General features: G+C 67.4%; 26 protein-coding genes and 2 pseudogenes. 21 read left to right on the forward strand and 7 right to left on the reverse strand.

Annotation, left to right across the window (positions count from 1 at the left end):
• Positions 1-45 precede the first annotated feature (45 nt).
• Positions 46-501, forward strand: coding sequence for an ATP-binding protein (locus tag ACH5AC_RS00085; protein ID WP_398860038.1), 456 nt, complete (start codon positions 46-48; stop codon positions 499-501).
• On the opposite strand, the pseudogene ACH5AC_RS00090 reads toward ACH5AC_RS00085, so the two are convergent.
• The 3 genes and pseudogenes from ACH5AC_RS00090 to ACH5AC_RS00100 all read right to left on the reverse strand — a co-directional run.
• Positions 399-738: pseudogene (locus ACH5AC_RS00090) on the reverse strand (hypothetical protein); the annotation flags it as partial. The gene ACH5AC_RS00085 and the pseudogene ACH5AC_RS00090 overlap by 103 nt on opposite strands.
• A gap of 67 nt (positions 739-805) precedes the next feature.
• Positions 806-1,567, reverse strand: coding sequence for a helix-turn-helix domain-containing protein (locus ACH5AC_RS00095; protein ID WP_398859224.1), 762 nt, complete (start codon positions 1,565-1,567; stop codon positions 806-808).
• 138 nt (positions 1,568-1,705) lie between these two features.
• Positions 1,706-2,239, reverse strand: a complete 534-nt coding sequence (locus ACH5AC_RS00100) for an ATP-binding protein (protein WP_398859225.1) — start codon at positions 2,237-2,239, stop codon at positions 1,706-1,708.
• A 157-nt stretch (positions 2,240-2,396) separates the two neighbouring features.
• Between ACH5AC_RS00100 and ACH5AC_RS00105 the strand changes: the two genes are divergently transcribed.
• The gene (locus ACH5AC_RS00105; RefSeq protein WP_398859226.1) at positions 2,397-3,269 is read left to right on the forward strand and encodes a helix-turn-helix domain-containing protein; all 873 of its coding nucleotides are present in this window, start codon (positions 2,397-2,399) and stop codon (positions 3,267-3,269) included.
• Complete coding sequence (locus ACH5AC_RS00110; protein ID WP_398859227.1) at positions 3,266-3,496, forward strand: DUF397 domain-containing protein; 231 nt, start codon at positions 3,266-3,268, stop codon at positions 3,494-3,496. The genes ACH5AC_RS00105 and ACH5AC_RS00110 overlap by 4 nt, the downstream gene beginning before the upstream one ends.
• Positions 3,497-3,560: 64 nt before the next feature.
• Here the strand turns inward: ACH5AC_RS00110 and ACH5AC_RS00115 are convergent, their stop codons facing one another.
• Positions 3,561-3,695, reverse strand: a complete 135-nt coding sequence (locus tag ACH5AC_RS00115; RefSeq protein ID WP_398859228.1) for a hypothetical protein — start codon at positions 3,693-3,695, stop codon at positions 3,561-3,563.
• Positions 3,696-3,720: 25 nt separating this feature from the next.
• A pseudogene (locus ACH5AC_RS00120) lies at positions 3,721-3,875 on the reverse strand (carbohydrate-binding protein); the annotation flags it as partial.
• 281 nt (positions 3,876-4,156) lie between these two features.
• Between ACH5AC_RS00120 and ACH5AC_RS00125 the strand changes: the two are divergent.
• Complete coding sequence (locus tag ACH5AC_RS00125) at positions 4,157-4,588, forward strand: hypothetical protein (RefSeq protein WP_398859229.1); 432 nt, start codon at positions 4,157-4,159, stop codon at positions 4,586-4,588.
• Positions 4,589-5,107: 519 nt separating this feature from the next.
• Here the strand turns inward: ACH5AC_RS00125 and tnpA are convergent.
• Entirely contained in the window at positions 5,108-5,551 is a 444-nt protein-coding gene (gene tnpA / locus ACH5AC_RS00130; protein ID WP_398859230.1) for an IS200/IS605 family transposase, read from the reverse strand.
• Here tnpA and ACH5AC_RS00135 point away from each other — a divergent pair.
• Positions 5,550-6,773: an RNA-guided endonuclease InsQ/TnpB family protein gene (locus ACH5AC_RS00135; RefSeq protein ID WP_398859231.1), complete on the forward strand. Its 1,224-nt coding sequence runs from the start codon at positions 5,550-5,552 to the stop codon at positions 6,771-6,773. The two genes, tnpA and ACH5AC_RS00135, sit on opposite strands and share 2 nt — an antisense overlap.
• Before the next feature lie 56 nt (positions 6,774-6,829).
• Here the strand turns inward: ACH5AC_RS00135 and ACH5AC_RS00140 are convergent, their stop codons facing one another.
• The gene (locus ACH5AC_RS00140) at positions 6,830-7,153 is read right to left on the reverse strand and encodes a hypothetical protein (RefSeq protein WP_398860083.1); all 324 of its coding nucleotides are present in this window, start codon (positions 7,151-7,153) and stop codon (positions 6,830-6,832) included.
• A gap of 669 nt (positions 7,154-7,822) precedes the next feature.
• Here ACH5AC_RS00140 and rpsJ point away from each other — a divergent pair.
• From rpsJ to rpsH, 16 genes are all read left to right on the forward strand, one after another.
• Positions 7,823-8,131: a 30S ribosomal protein S10 gene (rpsJ, locus tag ACH5AC_RS00145; protein WP_003948644.1), complete on the forward strand. Its 309-nt coding sequence runs from the start codon at positions 7,823-7,825 to the stop codon at positions 8,129-8,131.
• Between the two features lie 17 nt (positions 8,132-8,148).
• Complete coding sequence (rplC, locus tag ACH5AC_RS00150) at positions 8,149-8,793, forward strand: 50S ribosomal protein L3 (protein ID WP_398859232.1); 645 nt, start codon at positions 8,149-8,151, stop codon at positions 8,791-8,793.
• Between the two features lie 8 nt (positions 8,794-8,801).
• Positions 8,802-9,461, forward strand: a complete 660-nt coding sequence (rplD, locus tag ACH5AC_RS00155) for a 50S ribosomal protein L4 (protein WP_398859234.1) — start codon at positions 8,802-8,804, stop codon at positions 9,459-9,461.
• On the forward strand, positions 9,461-9,880 hold the full coding sequence (gene rplW, locus ACH5AC_RS00160) for a 50S ribosomal protein L23 (protein WP_398859235.1): 420 nt from the start codon (positions 9,461-9,463) through the stop codon (positions 9,878-9,880). The genes rplD and rplW overlap by 1 nt, the downstream gene beginning before the upstream one ends.
• 38 nt (positions 9,881-9,918) lie before the next feature.
• Positions 9,919-10,755, forward strand: coding sequence for a 50S ribosomal protein L2 (rplB, locus tag ACH5AC_RS00165; protein ID WP_361265027.1), 837 nt, complete (start codon positions 9,919-9,921; stop codon positions 10,753-10,755).
• Positions 10,756-10,767: 12 nt separating this feature from the next.
• Positions 10,768-11,049, forward strand: coding sequence for a 30S ribosomal protein S19 (gene rpsS / locus ACH5AC_RS00170; protein ID WP_023547380.1), 282 nt, complete (start codon positions 10,768-10,770; stop codon positions 11,047-11,049).
• 43 nt (positions 11,050-11,092) lie between these two features.
• Complete coding sequence (gene rplV, locus ACH5AC_RS00175) at positions 11,093-11,440, forward strand: 50S ribosomal protein L22 (protein ID WP_019329637.1); 348 nt, start codon at positions 11,093-11,095, stop codon at positions 11,438-11,440.
• Entirely contained in the window at positions 11,440-12,258 is an 819-nt protein-coding gene (gene rpsC / locus ACH5AC_RS00180) for a 30S ribosomal protein S3 (protein ID WP_398859237.1), read from the forward strand. The genes rplV and rpsC overlap by 1 nt, the downstream gene beginning before the upstream one ends.
• A gap of 5 nt (positions 12,259-12,263) precedes the next feature.
• Entirely contained in the window at positions 12,264-12,683 is a 420-nt protein-coding gene (rplP, locus tag ACH5AC_RS00185) for a 50S ribosomal protein L16 (RefSeq protein ID WP_030967307.1), read from the forward strand.
• Positions 12,683-12,907, forward strand: a complete 225-nt coding sequence (gene rpmC / locus ACH5AC_RS00190; protein WP_010036720.1) for a 50S ribosomal protein L29 — start codon at positions 12,683-12,685, stop codon at positions 12,905-12,907. Before rplP ends, rpmC begins: the two co-directional genes overlap by 1 nt.
• On the forward strand, positions 12,907-13,194 hold the full coding sequence (gene rpsQ / locus ACH5AC_RS00195; protein WP_009327090.1) for a 30S ribosomal protein S17: 288 nt from the start codon (positions 12,907-12,909) through the stop codon (positions 13,192-13,194). Before rpmC ends, rpsQ begins: the two co-directional genes overlap by 1 nt.
• A gap of 98 nt (positions 13,195-13,292) precedes the next feature.
• Positions 13,293-13,661, forward strand: coding sequence for a 50S ribosomal protein L14 (gene rplN, locus ACH5AC_RS00200; protein WP_003998823.1), 369 nt, complete (start codon positions 13,293-13,295; stop codon positions 13,659-13,661).
• A gap of 2 nt (positions 13,662-13,663) precedes the next feature.
• Positions 13,664-13,987: a 50S ribosomal protein L24 gene (gene rplX / locus ACH5AC_RS00205; RefSeq protein ID WP_055517275.1), complete on the forward strand. Its 324-nt coding sequence runs from the start codon at positions 13,664-13,666 to the stop codon at positions 13,985-13,987.
• On the forward strand, positions 13,987-14,544 hold the full coding sequence (gene rplE / locus ACH5AC_RS00210) for a 50S ribosomal protein L5 (protein ID WP_398859238.1): 558 nt from the start codon (positions 13,987-13,989) through the stop codon (positions 14,542-14,544). The genes rplX and rplE overlap by 1 nt, the downstream gene beginning before the upstream one ends.
• Before the next feature lie 5 nt (positions 14,545-14,549).
• On the forward strand, positions 14,550-14,735 hold the full coding sequence (locus ACH5AC_RS00215) for a type Z 30S ribosomal protein S14 (RefSeq protein ID WP_003956452.1): 186 nt from the start codon (positions 14,550-14,552) through the stop codon (positions 14,733-14,735).
• A gap of 215 nt (positions 14,736-14,950) precedes the next feature.
• On the forward strand, positions 14,951-15,349 hold the full coding sequence (rpsH, locus tag ACH5AC_RS00220; RefSeq protein WP_007384075.1) for a 30S ribosomal protein S8: 399 nt from the start codon (positions 14,951-14,953) through the stop codon (positions 15,347-15,349).
• Positions 15,350-15,370: the final 21 nt, after the last annotated feature.

Genomic DNA, 15,370 nt, shown 5'->3' on the forward strand with positions numbered 1-15,370 from the left:
ACTGGGCTCTCCGACGGGGAGATGCGCGGAAGAAGGGCCCATGTCATGGTCAAGGTGCGGCTGGAGACCAGCCGGGAGCACATCGCCGAGCTGGCGCGGCTGCGCGACCCTGTCGGGGCGATCGAGGAGCTGATCTGGAACGCCCTGGACGCTGACGCCGGTCGGGTCGTCGTGGAGCTGGAGCGCAACGACCTCGGAGGCGTGGAGCGAGTTCGTGTCGAGGACGACGGCAGTGGCATGTCCGCCGAGCAATGCGGGGAGTACTTCCGTCCCATCGGAACCTCCTGGAAGAAGAGCGCCCGGGAAAGTCCTCTGAAGAAGCGGGCACCGCACGGCAAGAACGGACGTGGCCGAGTACGGGCCTTTGCGCTCGGTGTCGAGGTGCGGTGGACGAGCGTGAGTCCCTTCATCGCCACGTCAAGAACGGTGCTCAACTCGCGAAGGGCTTCCCAAGCGATGGCCGGATCCTCGTGTTCCAGGTTGCTCTGCGCCTGGGCGTAGCGAGTGGACAGGTCCGGCCGCCGGGCGATCTCGATCTGCTGGGCCCAGATCAGGACCCAGCTCTGGACAGGGCTCAGAGACTGCCACTCGACTGCCTTGGCGAAGGCATCGTCCTTCGTGGCCTGCATCTCGCCCAAGGCGACCTGGAGCGACGACGGCAAGAGCTGCACGCAGGGCATCAGGGGTCAGCTCGGGACGAGGGATCAGTTCGTTTCCGTGGTCGGCCTGAGTGCTCATGGTGTCCTCCGGAGGGTGCCCCGGCCAGAGTATCCGGCCAGAGGGCAGGTAACAGGACGGAATGGGCTCAGGCGGCAGCGGCGAGGGGAGGGCGGCAGTCACGGCAAAGTCCTGGGGTGGGGGAGCGGAAGGCGCGGTCGCAGCCGTCGCAGTTCTGGAGGGGGTGTTTGACGGGTGGGGCGGGCGCGCGGAAGGGGGGTGGGGGCGGTAGCTGGGTGGTGAGGCGGTGGGCCAGGAGGGCGGCTGGGCGGTGGAGGCCCTCGGGTGGGAGGTTCGCGGTGAGGGCGTGGCGTACGGCTGTGGGGGTTACGTCGCGTTCCAGCCAGGCGGCGACACCCGGGGCGAGGTGGGCGGTGTCGCACGCCGAGAGGAGTAGGCGGGGGTCGTGGCGGCGGAGGTTGGCGAGGAGGTCCGTGGCCGTTTGGAGGAGGGTGGGGGAGGTGTGGGTTGGGCGGGGGACGGCGGGGAGAGGCTTTGCGCCGGGGGAGCGGGGTCGTCGCTTTTTGGGTGCTGGGCCGTGGGATTCGAGTTCGCGCAGGGCCGCCGCGATGCGGGTCGCGCCCTCCTTGAAGCGGGCGGCGAGTGTCTTGATGTCGACCCGTGCGCCCGCGCGCAGCGACTGGAGGTGGACCGCCAGGCCGATCGCCAGCAGCGACAGGTCCGGGTGCTGGGCCAGGTGGTTGCCGATCACCGTGAAGTGGGTGGTGTGGCGGGCGTTGTCGTGGACCAGGCCGCCGGCGGGGGCGGAGTGCGGGCGCCGGTTCGGGTGGTTCTTCACGGCAACGTGGGACTGGGCGCGCGGGGGCGCGCTAGGGTGCTGGGTATCCATCGGGAAGGTCTCGTCTTCCTTGGTGGTCAGGCCCTCGCACTGGGATTGCCCGTCCCGGCGGGGGCCGTCGCATGTCTGCGGTTGTTGCGCTGAGCGTAGGGCAGGCAACGGCTCCCGAATCCAGCCGAGTTGGCATATTCACCCGCGTGGGTGAGTTTGCGTCGCGGGAGGGAGGGGTGGGGCTTGGTACGGGTTCTTTCGCTCTCGTGGTCCTTTGGGGAGACCGCCCCTTTCGCCGGAGCACGGTTCTCCGGGTGCCGGTCGGGCGGGGACCTCCGCCCAGGTCGTCTTGCGGGGGTGGGGGCCCGGGGTGGTGCCCCAGCGGGTTGCCAGCGCTTCTACGAGGAGCAGGCCCCGGCCCGATTCCGCTGTGGGCGGCGGGGTTTGGGGGTGCGGGAGGCGGTCGGACCTCGTGTCGGTCACCTCGATGCGCAGGGTGTCGCCGATGACGTACATCAGCAGCAGGAAGTCCCTGCCGGGGACCCCGCCGTGCGTCACCGCGTTCGCCGTCAGCTCCGCCACGATCTGACGCGCCGGGTCCAACTCGAACCGCCAGTAGCGCAGTTGCTCCATCGCCAACTCGCGGGCCAGGCGGGCGCCGCGCGGTGTCGTCGGCAACTGCACGCTGAAGTTGCGGAGGGGGGAGATGAGTTGGGTGGTTTTCTCGTTCACGTCACTCAGCGTGGCTGTCCTCGCCTACCGTGAACAGTGACGACGCCGTTGCGTAGGGTCACTGTCCAGCCGTTGTCCAGCCATGTCGACGCTGTCGAGTGCGGCCGTACGGGTAGGGCGTCGCTGCACAGTCAGTCGTACGACGGAGGGGTGCGGGATGGCCACAGACGTTGAGGTCGTGAGTGGGACCGAGGGGGACGAGCCGGGTTGGGAAGTCGACCCGGACGACGAGTGGGGCGCGGCGGTCATCGAGACCGTCGGGCGGCAGTTGAAGCTGTGGCGGGAGTCGGCCGGCATTCGGGTCGCCGACTTCTGCAAGACCGTCGGCTACAGCGAGGACATGGTCTACAAGCTGGAGTCCGGGAAGCGGATCCCGCGCCTTGAGTACCTCGACGTGGTGGATGGGGTGGTGAAGGCGGGTGGCCGGGTGGCCGCCATGAAGGAGGACGTGAAGAAGGTCCGGTATCCGAAGAAGGTGCGGGAACTCGCCAATCTTGAGGCGCGGGCAGTGGAGGTCGGGGTGTTTGAGTGCGACACCATCGCCGGCTTGTTGCAGACGCCCGAGCACGCGCGTGCCCTGTTCCAAGTACGGCAACCTCCTTACTCGGAGGAGGAGGTGGAGCGCCTGGTGGCGGCTCGCATGGCTCGGCTGTCGATCTTCGAGCGCGCGCCAGCCCCGTCGCTCAGCTTCGTCCTGGAAGAGGCGACTCTTCGCCGCAGGGTTGGAGGCACAATGGTGCGGCGACAGCAGTTCGAACGCCTATTGGAGGTGGGGCGGTTGAACAACGTCTCGCTTCAGGTGATGCCGCTGGACAGCGTTGCCCATCCCGGCATGAGTGGGAGGATCGAGCTGCTGAAGTTCGCGGATGGTACGGCAGTGGGGCGCTCCGACGGAGCGTTCAACGGCCGTCCGACCTCCGAACCGAAGCAGCTGCGCATCCTTGAGCTGCGGTATGGCACCATCCGGGCGCAGGCGCTCCCGCCGGGGGAGTCACTGGCGCTCATCGAGCGACTGCTGGGAGAAACATGATCTGGTTCAAGAGCAGCTACAGCGGCGGCCCAGAAGGGGACTCCTGCGTGGAAGTCGCGCTGGACTGGTCGAAGAGCAGCTACAGCAGTGGCAACGACGGCGAGTCCTGCGTCGAAATAGCCAACACCCCCGGCACCATCCACATCCGCGACTCCAAGTACCGCGAACAGAGCCCCCGGCTCGCCCTCACGCCGGAGGCGTGGGAGGAGTTCGTTCGGGGGCTGTGAAGCGGACCCGGTGGCACAGGCCCTCGCCGAAGAAGTCTGACGGCAGTCGCACGGTGCGGTCGGGCTACGCGCCGGGGCGCAGCCGTTCCGGGCGCCAGGCGGTGGCACGCACGGATGCCTTAAGGGGTCCGGTCGGCGCCGCACAGCCGGTGAGTGCGGCGGCGGTGACGACGGCGCAGGTCAGCACGGTGGCGCGCATGGCGCAACCCTCGCATGCGCGCAGGTCAGAGGCGCTGCCACAGGGCCGGGACGTTCGGGGGCTCCCAGCCGGGCTGGGACTGAGGCCCTGGAGGCAGCGGTACGTCGCGCCGACGTAAGTCACCTGGTCGTCGGGCAGCGGGTTGATCGGCTGGAAGAACGTCGTGCCGCCGCTGGTGCAGTACGTACGGGGCGCCCATCCAGTTGGAGTTCACCGTGACCCACGAGACGGGGGTTTGGGCGGGGCGCGCCGGGGCAGGACGTGGGCGCGTCCGACGGTTCGGATCACCTCGGCGCGGTCAACATGGGCTGTCGCCATTACGCCTTCGGGGGCGTATTGGCAAGAGCGCGCGCTGGTGGGCGCCGGAATGCGGCCATTCGTGGCATGCGAGGGCGGTCCGTACTCGTAGGCTGAGGGCGTTCGATGGCACTGTGCGATGGAAGTGACGGGAGGGAAGACTGGTGGAACTGACCGGTTACGCGACGGACTTCATCGTGGACACGTCGTTGCCCTCGGCCATGGTCCGCTTCGTCCGGAGTGCGCGGCGGCGATGGCCCGGTCTGTACGTGGACGGTGAGTTCCTCACCAACGAGGCATGGCAGACCTGGGAGATGAACCTGCCGAAGGACGACGTGACGCCGGCCGCGGTCACGTTCACGTCGGGGCAGGAGATGGAGGACTTCTGGGAGGAGAACGGCTACGCCCTCGACGGCTCGGGCCAGGGACCGTACGCCGTGTTCTACCGCCGGAGTCAGCCGCCGCTGGAACCCGGGTACGTGGTGAGCGTGGTGACCCCGTCCAATCCGGACACGGACCCCTTCTCCCTTGTGGTCATGCGGGAGTTCATGGAGGCGTTCGAGGCCGGTCGGCCGGGGGCCGTGCGGCACGCCTGAGCGGGGCGTTCAAGGGGCGTTCAAGGGGCGATCAAGGCGCGTTGCGCGCGGACCGCCGCCACCGCCACGGCGTGCCGCCGCTCGGGCGGTACGAGGCGGCGCATGAGGGTGATCAGGCCGATGCCCAGCGGACGGCGGTGGACGATGTCGATGTCCTGGAACCGCGCGCTCCGGCTTCCGTACCAGGTCGTCCTCGGCGAGCGCGCCCGCCACGCAGCCCGCCCAGGCGGCCGGGCTCGTCAGGACCTCCAGGGGCAGCCTCCTGGACACGCCGGTGTTCGTGAGCGGTGCGGCGATCGCGCCGGCACCCGCTGCTGAGGGCCCGCAGGCAGCCGTGCGCGTCGGTTCCGGCTACCGGAATTCATTCGCAGTGCATCGGCCTTCAGGCCGGTGGTGAAGCGAATCTGACAGTGGCGACGCGGAGCGTCGCAGACTCAGGTCGGCGGCGCGGACACCGCGGTTCTTCGCCTGTGGCGCGGAGCGTCGCGAGGGCTTCTCCCCGGCGGAACCGGGCGTTGCTCACACCGGCCGGTTCTGCTGTTCGATGTACTGCCTGACCACGGAGAGCGGGGCGCCGCCGACGGTTCCGGCGAAGTAAGACCCGGACCAGAGCTTGTTGGCCCGCCAGTAGTGGCGCACCAGGTCGGGGAACTCCTGACGGAGGCGGCGGGACGAGACGCCCTTGAGGGAGTTGACCAGCTTGGTCACGGCGACCTTGGGCGGAAAGTTCACCAGCAGGTGGACGTGGTTGCCCTCGCCGTTGAACTCCACCAGGTCGCACTCGAAGTCCGTACACACCGACCGCATGATCTCCTCCATCCGCCTCAAGTGGGCATCGGTGAACATCTTGTGCCGGAACTTGGTCACGAAGACCAAGTGCACATGCATCACGAAAGCACAGTGGCGACCAGTTCTGATCTCCTGCATCTCACCCGTGACCCAGGTACGTAGGGTGCCGGTCATGCAGCTCAGGTACAGCTTCCGCCTGTACCCGGACACCGGTCAGCAGACTGCGTTGGCGAAGGCGTTCGGGTGCGCCCGGGTCGTGTTCAACGATGCGGTCCGCGCCCGTGAAGACGCCCGAAAGGCCGAGCAGCCGTTCCCGACGGCCGGTCAGCTGTCCCGGAAGCTGATCACCGAGGCGAAGCGGACAGCCGAGCGGTCCTGGCTCGGCGAGGTTTCTGCGGTGGTGCTCCAGCAGTCCCTGCGGGATGCCGAGAAGGCGTACCGCAACTTTTTCGCCTCCCTCAAGGGCACGCGCAAGGGACCGAAGGTGGGAGCACCACGGTTGAAGTCCCGTAAGGACAGGCGGCAGTCGATCCGTTTCACCGCCAACGCCCGTTGGAACATCACCGGCGGTGGCCGTCTGAACCTGCCGAAGATCGGTGCGGTGAAGGTGAAATGGTCCCGCACCCTGCCCGCCACCCCCACCTCCGTCACCGTCATCAATGACGCGGCCGGACGGTACTTCGCCTCCTTTGTCCTCGACACCGATCCCGCCGCCGACGCGATTCGGATGCCGGAGACCGACCGCACCATCGGCATCGATCTCGGCCTCACCCACTTCGCCGTCCTCTCCGACGGCACGAAGATCGACTCCCCGCGCTTCCTCCGGCGCGCGGAGAAGAAACTGAAGAGGGCCCAAAAGGAGCTGTCCCGCAAGCAGAAGGGATCAAAGAACCGGGCCAGGGCCCGCCTGAAGGTCGCCCGCGCCCACGCCGGAGTTGCCGACGCACGCCGTGAGTTCCACCACCAGCTCTCCACTAAGCTGATCTCCGAGAACCAAGGGATCGCCGTGGAGGACCTGTCGGTGGCGGGACTGGCCCGCACGAAGCTGGCCAAGTCCGTCCATGATGCGGGCTGGGCGTCGTTCGTGAACATGCTGGAATACAAAGCCGCCCGGTACGGACGCACCCTGGTCAAGATCGGCCGGTTCACACCGACCTCCCAGACCTGCTCCACCTGCGGCATCGTGGACGGACCCAAACCCCTGAACGTGCGGGAATGGACCTGTACCGCCTGCGGCACGGTCCACGACCGGGACACCAACGCCGCGATCAACGTGAAGACGGCCGCCGGACTGGCGGTATCGGCCTGCGGAGCGCCGGTAAGACCAGGAGCAATCCCGGCACAGCGCGAAGAAACAGGAAGCCACGGATTCCCGACCGAACCCCGTGCCGCGTAGCGGCACAGCAACGATCGAGAAGGCCAGAATCCTCGGGCTTCAGCCCGAGGTGCAAGTCAATGCATGTTCTGGATGTGCGGGTGCTCGTACGAGGCCACGCACACGTACAGCTGGAGGCTGTAGCCGCGGCCGATGGTGAGGTGGGTGGACTCGGCCCAGCCGCGGTAGCAGGGCTTCCCCGGGGCCTGGTCCTCGAACGGGGCCCAGCTGCCGTCGCCCTCGTGGCCGTCGACGGTCAGCAGGGGTCCGCCGACGGAGCTGTCCTCCCGGGTCGGCTCTCCGGCGCGGGGATGCAGCCGGGTGGCGCCACGGGCGAGCGAGGCCAGCTCGGGGAAGTGCGCGGTGATGCCGAGGGGCCGGGGTGGCGTCGTACGGGGCATGGGGGAGAGATTAGGGCGGGCGTAGGCCCCGCCTTCGGCGCCGCTGTCACGACTGGAGCGAATGTCTCGCCTGAGGCGCGCGATGTCCCAGGTGACGGGGGTCGGCCGGTGAGACGTTCGCTCCACTCCCTCGCCGGCGCCTCGGGTCCGTTGTCCTGGTGGTGGTGATGTTGGCGCCGATCCGGCCCGGCGGGGAGGCCGCCGGGATTCAGGCCGGGTGCGTCGGGCCGGCCGTCTCCGTCGGCGAAGGGCGGGCCGCGTTTGAGTTGCGTCACGCTCGGGGTATTCTCTCCGGCTCGATTGGCCAGGGCCCTGTCGCATGTGGCAGACTGTCGGAGTTGCTCGGTCGAGTGTTGATGCTGCGCGCCTCCCGCCGGGGGGACCGGAAGCGAGTCCCACAGTACTCGTCGCCCTAACTGCCGTAAGGCAGCGCTGGGGCGGACGTACGGGAATCTTCCGGGAAGTGTGGTGCGGCACCGGCCAGGCGCCCGGTGGGCCTTCGCCCCCGGTCTGCGGTTCCGGTAGGGCCGTGTGCATTCCCCGCAGGGATGTTCGAACAAGGGACATCTGTGTCGGCGGGAGCGCGACACGCCCGACCGCGTGGGTCGGAGGAGAGAGCGGGAACACCGGGTTCCAGAGCGTGAAGAGACAAAGGACTACTGAGTAGCCATGGCGGGACAGAAGATCCGCATCCGGCTCAAGGCCTACGACCACGAGGTCATCGACTCCTCGGCGAAGAAGATCGTCGAGACGGTGACCCGCACTGGTGCGTCGGTCGCGGGCCCGGTGCCGCTGCCCACTGAGAAGAACGTGTACTGCGTCATCAAGTCGCCGCACAAGTACAAGGACTCGCGCGAGCACTTCGAGATGCGCACGCACAAGCGCCTGATCGACATTCTCGACCCCACCCCCAAGACCGTTGACTCTCTGATGCGACTCGACCTGCCGGCCGGTGTCGACATCGAGATCAAGCTCTGAGGGTCGGTGAGCTGAGAATGGCTAAGCAGATCAAGGGCATCCTGGGCGAGAAGCTCGGCATGACGCAGGTGTGGGACGAGAACAACCGTGTTGTTCCGGTCACCGTCGTCAAGGCCGGCCCCAACGTCGTCACCCAGGTCCGTACCAACGACAGCGACGGCTACGAGTCGGTCCAGATCGCCTTCGGCGAGATCGACCCGCGCAAGGTGAACAAGCCCCTCAAGGGCCACTTCGCCAAGGCCGACGTCACCCCGCGTCGTCACCTCGTCGAGATCCGCACCGCGGACGCCTCCGAGTACACGCTCGGTCAGGAGATCACCGCTGAGGTCTTCGAGGCCGGCCAGAAGGTCGACGTCACCGGCAAGAGCAAGGGCAAGGGCTTCGCCGGTGTCATGAAGCGCCACAACTTCGGTGGCCTCGGCGCCGGTCACGGCACCCAGCGCAAGCACCGCTCCCCCGGTTCCATCGGTGGCTGCGCCACCCCGGGCCGTGTGTTCAAGGGCCTCCGCATGGCGGGTCGTATGGGCAACGAGCGGGTCACCACCCAGAACCTGACCGTCCACGCCGTTGACGCGGAGAAGGGTCTGCTGCTCATCAAGGGCGCGGTTCCCGGTCCGAACGGCGGCCTCGTCCTGGTCCGCACCGCGGCCAAGGGGGCCTGAGGTAACCGATGAGCACTGTTGACATCCTTTCGCCTGCCGGCGAGAAGACCGGTTCCGTCGAGCTCCCCGCGGAGATCTTCGGCGTGGAGAAGGTCAGCATCCCGCTGATCCACCAGGTCGTCGTCGCGCAGAACGCGGCTGCCCGCCAGGGCACGCACAAGACCAAGACCCGTGGCGAGGTCCGTGGTGGCGGCAAGAAGCCGTACCGCCAGAAGGGCACCGGCCGCGCCCGTCAGGGCTCGACCCGCGCGCCGCAGTTCGCCGGTGGTGGCGTCGTGCACGGTCCCGTGCCGCGCGACTACTCGCAGCGCACCCCGAAGAAGATGAAGGCTGCCGCCCTGCGTCACGCCCTCACCGACCGGGCCCGCGCCAACCGGATCCACGTCGTCACCGGCGTGATCGAGGGCGAGACCCCCTCCACCAAGGCCGCCAAGGCTCTGTTCGGCAAGATCAGCGAGCGCAAGAACCTGCTCCTGGTCGTCGAGCGTGCCGACGAGGCCGCGTGGCTGTCCGCCCGCAACCTGCCCCAGGTGCACATCCTGGAGCCGGGCCAGCTGAACACGTACGACGTGATCGTCTCGGACGACGTGGTCTTCACCAAGGCCGCTCTCGAGTCCTTCGTCGCCGGCCCGAACAAGGCCAACGACAACGAAGGGAGCGAAGCCTGATGGCTACGCGTCACCCGAGCATTGCCTCCAAGGCGGCCAAGGCCGCCAAGGCCGCGCGTGTCGCCAAGGCGCGCCGCCACGCCGCCGAGGGCAAGAACACCGTCGTCACCCCGGCCAGCAAGGCGTACACGGACCCCCGTGACGTGCTGCTGAAGCCGGTCGTGTCCGAGAAGAGCTACGCGCTGCTCGACGAGAACAAGTACACGTTCGTCGTCGACCCGCGGGCCAACAAGACCCAGATCAAGGAGGCCGTCCAGGCGGTCTTCTCGGTCAAGGTCACCGGGGTCAACACGATCAACCGCCAGGGCAAGCGCAAGCGGACCCGCACCGGCTTCGGTCAGCGCGCGGCCACCAAGCGCGCGATCGTGACCCTCGCCGAGGGCGACCGTATCGACATCTTCGGCGGTCCGACCGCGTAAGCGGTCAGGATCGTCCGATATCGGACGAGGACTGAGAAATGGGTATCCGCAAGTACAAGCCGACGACTCCGGGCCGTCGTGGCTCCAGCGTCGCCGACTTCGTCGAGGTCACGCGGTCCACGCCGGAGAAGTCGCTGGTCCGTCCCCTGCACAGCAAGGGCGGCCGTAACAATTCCGGTCGTGTGACCGTCCGCCACCAGGGCGGTGGCCACAAGCGCGCCTACCGCGTGATCGACTTCCGTCGTCACGACAAGGACGGCGTGCCGGCGAAGGTCGCGCACATCGAGTACGACCCGAACCGCACCGCGCGCATCGCGCTCCTGCACTACGCGGACGGCGAGAAGCGCTACATCCTGGCCCCCAAGGGCCTCAACCAGGGCGACCGGATCGAGAACGGCCCCGGTGCCGACATCAAGCCCGGCAACAACCTGGCGCTGCGCAACATCCCGGTCGGTACGACGATCCACTCCGTGGAGCTTCGTCCCGGCGGCGGCGCCAAGTTCGCCCGCTCCGCCGGTGCCTCCGTGCAGCTGCTCGCGAAGGAGGGCACCATGGCCCACCTCCGCATGCCGTCCGGTGAGATCCGCCTGGTCGACCAGCGCTGCCGCGCCACGGTCGGCGAGGTCGGCAACGCCGAGCAGAGCAACATCAACTGGGGCAAGGCCGGCCGCAAGCGCTGGCTGGGCGTCCGCCCGACCGTTCGCGGTGTGGCGATGAACCCGGTTGACCACCCCCACGGTGGTGGTGAGGGCAAGACCTCCGGTGGTCGCCACCCGGTCAGCCCCTGGGGTCAGAAGGAAGGCCGTACTCGTTCGCCCAAGAAGGCGTCGAACAAGTACATCGTCCGCCGCCGCAAGACGAACAAGAAGCGCTAGGAGCGGGTTTAGATGCCGCGCAGTCTCAAGAAGGGGCCCTTCGTCGACGACCACCTGATCAAGAAGGTGGACGCCCAGAACGAAGCCGGCACCAAGAACGTCATCAAGACCTGGTCCCGTCGCTCCATGATCGTGCCGGCCATGCTCGGCCACACGCTCGCGGTGCACAATGGCAAGACCCACATCCCGGTGTTCGTCACCGAGTCGATGGTCGGCCACAAGCTCGGCGAGTTCTCGCCGACGCGTACCTTCCGGGGTCACGTCAAGGAAGACCGGAAGTCGAAGCGCCGCTAGTAGCGGATCGCATTCAGACACGTAAGTAACTGAAGGGACAACCATGGAAGCCAGGGCCCAGGCGCGGTACATCCGCGTCACGCCCATGAAGGCCCGCCGCGTGGTGGACCTCATCCGTGGCATGGACGCCACGGAGGCCCAGGCTGTTCTGCGATTCGCTCCGCAGGCAGCCTCCGTGCCGGTCGGCAAGGTGCTCGACAGCGCCATCGCCAACGCCGCGCACAACTACGACCACACCGACGCCGACAGCCTCTACATCTCCGAGGCGTACGTCGACGAGGGCCCGACCCTGAAGCGGTTCCGTCCGCGTGCCCAGGGCCGCGCCTACCGGATCCGCAAGCGGACCAGCCACATCACCGTGGTCGTCAGCAGCAAGGAAGGAACCCGGTAATGGGCCAGAAGGTAAACCCGCACGGGTTCCGGCTCGGTGTCACCACGGACTTCAAGTCCCGTTGGTACGCCGACAAGTCCTACAAGGACTACGTGAAGGAAGACGTCGCCATCCGCCGGATGATGACGTCCGGCATGGAGCGCGCCGGCATCTCCAAGGTCGAGATCGAGCGCACCCGTGACCGTGTCCGCGTGGACATCCACACCGCGCGTCCGGGCATCGTCATCGGCCGTCGTGGCGCCGAGGCCGACCGCATCCGCGGTGACCTCGAGAAGCTCACGAAGAAGCAGGTCCAGCTGAACATCCTCGAGGTCAAGAACCCCGAGACCGACGCCCAGCTGGTCGCCCAGGCCGTCGCCGAGCAGCTCTCCTCCCGCGTCTCCTTCCGTCGGGCCATGCGCAAGAGCATGCAGTCCGCCATGAAGGCCGGCGCCAAGGGCATCAAGATCCAGTGCGGTGGCCGCCTCGGCGGCGCCGAGATGTCCCGCTCGGAGTTCTACCGCGAGGGCCGTGTGCCCCTGCACACCCTCCGCGCGAACGTGGACTACGGCTTCTTCGAGGCCAAGACGACCTTCGGCCGCATCGGTGTGAAGGTCTGGATCTACAAGGGCGACGTCAAGAACATCGCCGAGGTCCGCGCCGAGAACGCCGCCGCCCGTGCGGGCAACCGCCCGTCGCGTGGTGGCGCCGACCGCCCGGCCCGTGGTGGCCGCGGTGGCGAGCGGCGCGGTCGCAAGCCGCAGCAGGCTGCCGGCGCCGAGGCCCCCAAGGCCGAGGCCCCCGCCGCTCCGGCTGAGAGCACCGGAACGGAGGCCTGACCGACATGCTGATCCCCCGTAGGGTCAAGCACCGCAAGCAGCACCACCCGAAGCGCTCCGGCGCTGCCAAGGGTGGCACGACGGTTGCGTTCGGCGAGTACGGCATCCAGGCGCTCACCCCGGCGTACGTGACGAACCGTCAGATCGAGGCCGCTCGTATCGCCATGACGCGTCACATCAAGCGTGGTGGCAAGGTCTGGATCAACATCTACCCGGACCGTCCCCTCACCAAGAAGCCGGCCGAGACCCGCATGGGTTCCGGTAAGGGTTCTCCGGAGTGGTGGATCGCCAACGTCAAGCCCGGACGTGTGATGTTCGAGCTGTCGTACCCCAACGAGAAGATCGCCCGTGAGGCGCTGACCCGTGCGGCCCACAAGCTGCCGATGAAGTGCCGGATCGTCAAGCGCGAGGCAGGTGAAGCGTGATGTCGGCCGGTACCAAGGCGTCCGAGCTGCGCGAGCTGGGCAACGAGGAGCTGCTGAACAAGCTCCGCGAGGCCAAGGAAGAGCTGTTCAACCTCCGCTTCCAGGCGGCGACGGGCCAGCTCGAGAACCACGGTCGGCTGAAGGCCGTCCGTAAGGACATCGCGCGGATCTACACCCTGATGCGTGAGCGCGAGCTGGGCATCGAGACGGTGGAGAGCGCCTGATGAGTGAGAACAACGTGACTGAGCAGACTGCAGAGGCCCGCGGCTTCCGCAAGACCCGTGAGGGTCTCGTCGTCAGCGACAAGATGGACAAGACCGTCGTCGTCGCCGTCGAGGACCGCGTCAAGCACGCGCTGTACGGCAAGGTCATCCGCCGTACCAACAAGCTCAAGGCGCACGACGAGCAGAACGCCGCGGGCGTCGGCGACCGCGTCCTCCTCATGGAGACCCGGCCGCTGTCCGCGACGAAGCGCTGGCGCGTCGTCGAGATCCTCGAGAAGGCCAAGTAATTCTCCTGCGGGGCATCCCTCGCAGGACAGTTCCGCCAGGCTCCGGGGGCCGCTGAGCCGCGGCCCCCGGGGAACCGGCAGACAAACAGGAGATAGACGTGATCCAGCAGGAGTCGCGACTGCGTGTCGCCGACAACACTGGTGCGAAGGAGATCCTTTGCATCCGTGTGCTCGGTGGCTCCGGTCGCCGCTACGCGGGCATCGGTGACGTCATCGTCGCCACCGTCAAGGACGCGATCCCCGGTGGCAACGTGAAGAAGGGTGACGTCGTCAAGGCGGTCATCGTTCGCACCGTCAAGGAGCGCCGCCGTCCGGACGGCTCGTACATCCGCTTCGACGAGAACGCCGCCGTCATTCTGAAGAACGACGGCGACCCTCGCGGCACCCGCATCTTCGGCCCGGTCGGCCGTGAGCTGCGCGAGAAGAAGTTCATGAAGATCATCTCGCTCGCGCCGGAGGTGCTGTAAGCATGAAGATCAAGAAGGGCGACCTGGTCCAGGTCATCACCGGTAAGGACAAGGGCAAGCAGGGCAAGGTCATCGCGGCCTTCCCCCGCGAGGACCGCGTCCTGGTCGAGGGTGTCAACCGGGTCAAGAAGCACACCAAGGCCGGCCCGACCGCCAAGGGCTCCCAGGCCGGCGGCATCGTGACCACCGAGGCGCCGATCCACGTCTCCAACGTCCAGCTGGTCGTGGAGAAGGACGGCAAGAAGGTCGTCACGCGTGTCGGTTACCGCTTCGACGACGAGGGCAACAAGATCCGCGTTGCCAAGCGGACGGGTGAGGACATCTGATGGCTACCACCACCACTCCGCGTCTGAAGACGAAGTACCGCGAGGAGATCGCGGGCAAGCTGCGTGAAGAGTTCCAGTACGAGAACGTCATGCAGGTTCCCGGCCTCGTCAAGATCGTGGTCAACATGGGTGTGGGCGACGCCGCCCGCGACTCCAAGCTGATCGAGGGCGCCATCCGCGACCTCACCACGATCACCGGTCAGAAGCCGGCCGTCACCAAGGCCCGCAAGTCCATCGCGCAGTTCAAGCTGCGTGAGGGTCAGCCGATCGGTGCCCACGTCACGCTCCGTGGCGACCGCATGTGGGAGTTCCTGGACCGCACCCTGTCGCTCGCGCTGCCGCGCATCCGCGACTTCCGCGGCCTGTCCCCCAAGCAGTTCGACGGCCGTGGCAACTACACCTTCGGTCTCACGGAGCAGGTCATGTTCCACGAGATCGACCAGGACAAGATCGACCGCGTCCGGGGTATGGACATCACCGTGGTCACCACGGCGACCAACGACGCTGAGGGCCGCGCGCTCCTTCGTCACCTCGGCTTCCCGTTCAAGGAGGCGTGAGCGAGATGGCGAAGAAGGCTCTCATCGCGAAGGCTGCTCGCAAGCCCAAGTTCGGCGTGCGTGCGTACACCCGCTGCCAGCGCTGCGGTCGTCCGCACTCCGTGTACCGCAAGTTCGGCCTGTGCCGCGTGTGCCTTCGTGAGATGGCTCACCGTGGCGAGCTGCCGGGCGTGACCAAGAGCTCCTGGTAATCCCCGTATTTAGGGATTCCTGGACCTCTCGGTAAGCAACCGGGACGGCAGAGGCCCCTCCTCGCATGCCTTAGGCTAGGAGGGTTGGGCCTCTGCCGCCCTGAACGACTTACTACGCCGTAGGTCCCCGCGCCGCACCCGTCCCGTCTCCATACGTACGGGGAGAGGGATGGCGCATATAGGAAACCCCGGCGAGAAAGGCCACAGGCCAATTCATGACCATGACTGATCCGATCGCAGACATGCTGACGCGTCTGCGTAACGCGAACTCGGCGTACCACGACTCCGTGACGATGCCGGCGTCCAAGATCAAGTCTCACATCGCGGAGATCCTCCAGCAGGAGGGCTTCATCACGGGCTGGAAGGTCGAGGACGCCGAGGTCGGCAAGAACCTCGTCCTGGAGCTGAAGTTCGGCCCCAACCGTGAGCGCTCCATCGCGGGCATCAAGCGGATCTCCAAGCCCGGTCTCCGGGTGTACGCGAAGTCCACCAACCTGCCGAAGGTGCTCGGCGGCCTCGGCGTGGCGATCATCTCCACGTCGCACGGGCTCCTCACCGACAAGCAGGCCGGCAAGAAGGGCGTGGGTGGGGAAGTCCTCGCCTACGTCTGGTAGCAGAAGGGAACGGAGGAAACA

It is taken from the genome of Streptomyces sp. NPDC018693, assembly GCF_044391385.1.
Lineage (GTDB): Bacteria > Actinomycetota > Actinomycetes > Streptomycetales > Streptomycetaceae > Streptomyces.

Excerpts from the sequence above, each read along its gene's own strand:
- ACH5AC_RS00095 (WP_398859224.1), bottom strand. The coding sequence starts at position 1,567 with ATGGATACCCAGCACCCTAGCGCGCCCCCGCGCGCCCAGTCCCACGTT.
- ACH5AC_RS00140 (WP_398860083.1), bottom strand. The coding sequence starts at position 7,153 with ATGCCCCGTACGACGCCACCCCGGCCCCTCGGCATCACCGCGCACTTC.
- rplP (WP_030967307.1), top strand. The coding sequence starts at position 12,264 with ATGCTGATCCCCCGTAGGGTCAAGCACCGCAAGCAGCACCACCCGAAG.
- tnpA (WP_398859230.1), bottom strand. The coding sequence starts at position 5,551 with ATGACCGGCACCCTACGTACCTGGGTCACGGGTGAGATGCAGGAGATC.
- ACH5AC_RS00105 (WP_398859226.1), top strand. The coding sequence starts at position 2,397 with ATGGCCACAGACGTTGAGGTCGTGAGTGGGACCGAGGGGGACGAGCCG.
- rpsQ (WP_009327090.1), top strand. The coding sequence starts at position 12,907 with ATGAGTGAGAACAACGTGACTGAGCAGACTGCAGAGGCCCGCGGCTTC.
- ACH5AC_RS00085 (WP_398860038.1), top strand. The coding sequence starts at position 46 with ATGGTCAAGGTGCGGCTGGAGACCAGCCGGGAGCACATCGCCGAGCTG.
- ACH5AC_RS00135 (WP_398859231.1), top strand. The coding sequence starts at position 5,550 with ATGCAGCTCAGGTACAGCTTCCGCCTGTACCCGGACACCGGTCAGCAG.
- rplC (WP_398859232.1), top strand. The coding sequence starts at position 8,149 with ATGGCTAAGCAGATCAAGGGCATCCTGGGCGAGAAGCTCGGCATGACG.
- rpsH (WP_007384075.1), top strand. The coding sequence starts at position 14,951 with ATGACCATGACTGATCCGATCGCAGACATGCTGACGCGTCTGCGTAAC.
- rplE (WP_398859238.1), top strand. The coding sequence starts at position 13,987 with ATGGCTACCACCACCACTCCGCGTCTGAAGACGAAGTACCGCGAGGAG.
- rpsS (WP_023547380.1), top strand. The coding sequence starts at position 10,768 with ATGCCGCGCAGTCTCAAGAAGGGGCCCTTCGTCGACGACCACCTGATC.
- rplW (WP_398859235.1), top strand. The coding sequence starts at position 9,461 with ATGGCTACGCGTCACCCGAGCATTGCCTCCAAGGCGGCCAAGGCCGCC.
- ACH5AC_RS00115 (WP_398859228.1), bottom strand. The coding sequence starts at position 3,695 with ATGCGCGCCACCGTGCTGACCTGCGCCGTCGTCACCGCCGCCGCACTC.
- rpsJ (WP_003948644.1), top strand. The coding sequence starts at position 7,823 with ATGGCGGGACAGAAGATCCGCATCCGGCTCAAGGCCTACGACCACGAG.
- rplB (WP_361265027.1), top strand. The coding sequence starts at position 9,919 with ATGGGTATCCGCAAGTACAAGCCGACGACTCCGGGCCGTCGTGGCTCC.
- rplX (WP_055517275.1), top strand. The coding sequence starts at position 13,664 with ATGAAGATCAAGAAGGGCGACCTGGTCCAGGTCATCACCGGTAAGGAC.
- rpmC (WP_010036720.1), top strand. The coding sequence starts at position 12,683 with ATGTCGGCCGGTACCAAGGCGTCCGAGCTGCGCGAGCTGGGCAACGAG.
- rpsC (WP_398859237.1), top strand. The coding sequence starts at position 11,440 with ATGGGCCAGAAGGTAAACCCGCACGGGTTCCGGCTCGGTGTCACCACG.
- ACH5AC_RS00215 (WP_003956452.1), top strand. The coding sequence starts at position 14,550 with ATGGCGAAGAAGGCTCTCATCGCGAAGGCTGCTCGCAAGCCCAAGTTC.
- rplD (WP_398859234.1), top strand. The coding sequence starts at position 8,802 with ATGAGCACTGTTGACATCCTTTCGCCTGCCGGCGAGAAGACCGGTTCC.
- rplV (WP_019329637.1), top strand. The coding sequence starts at position 11,093 with ATGGAAGCCAGGGCCCAGGCGCGGTACATCCGCGTCACGCCCATGAAG.
- ACH5AC_RS00110 (WP_398859227.1), top strand. The coding sequence starts at position 3,266 with ATGATCTGGTTCAAGAGCAGCTACAGCGGCGGCCCAGAAGGGGACTCC.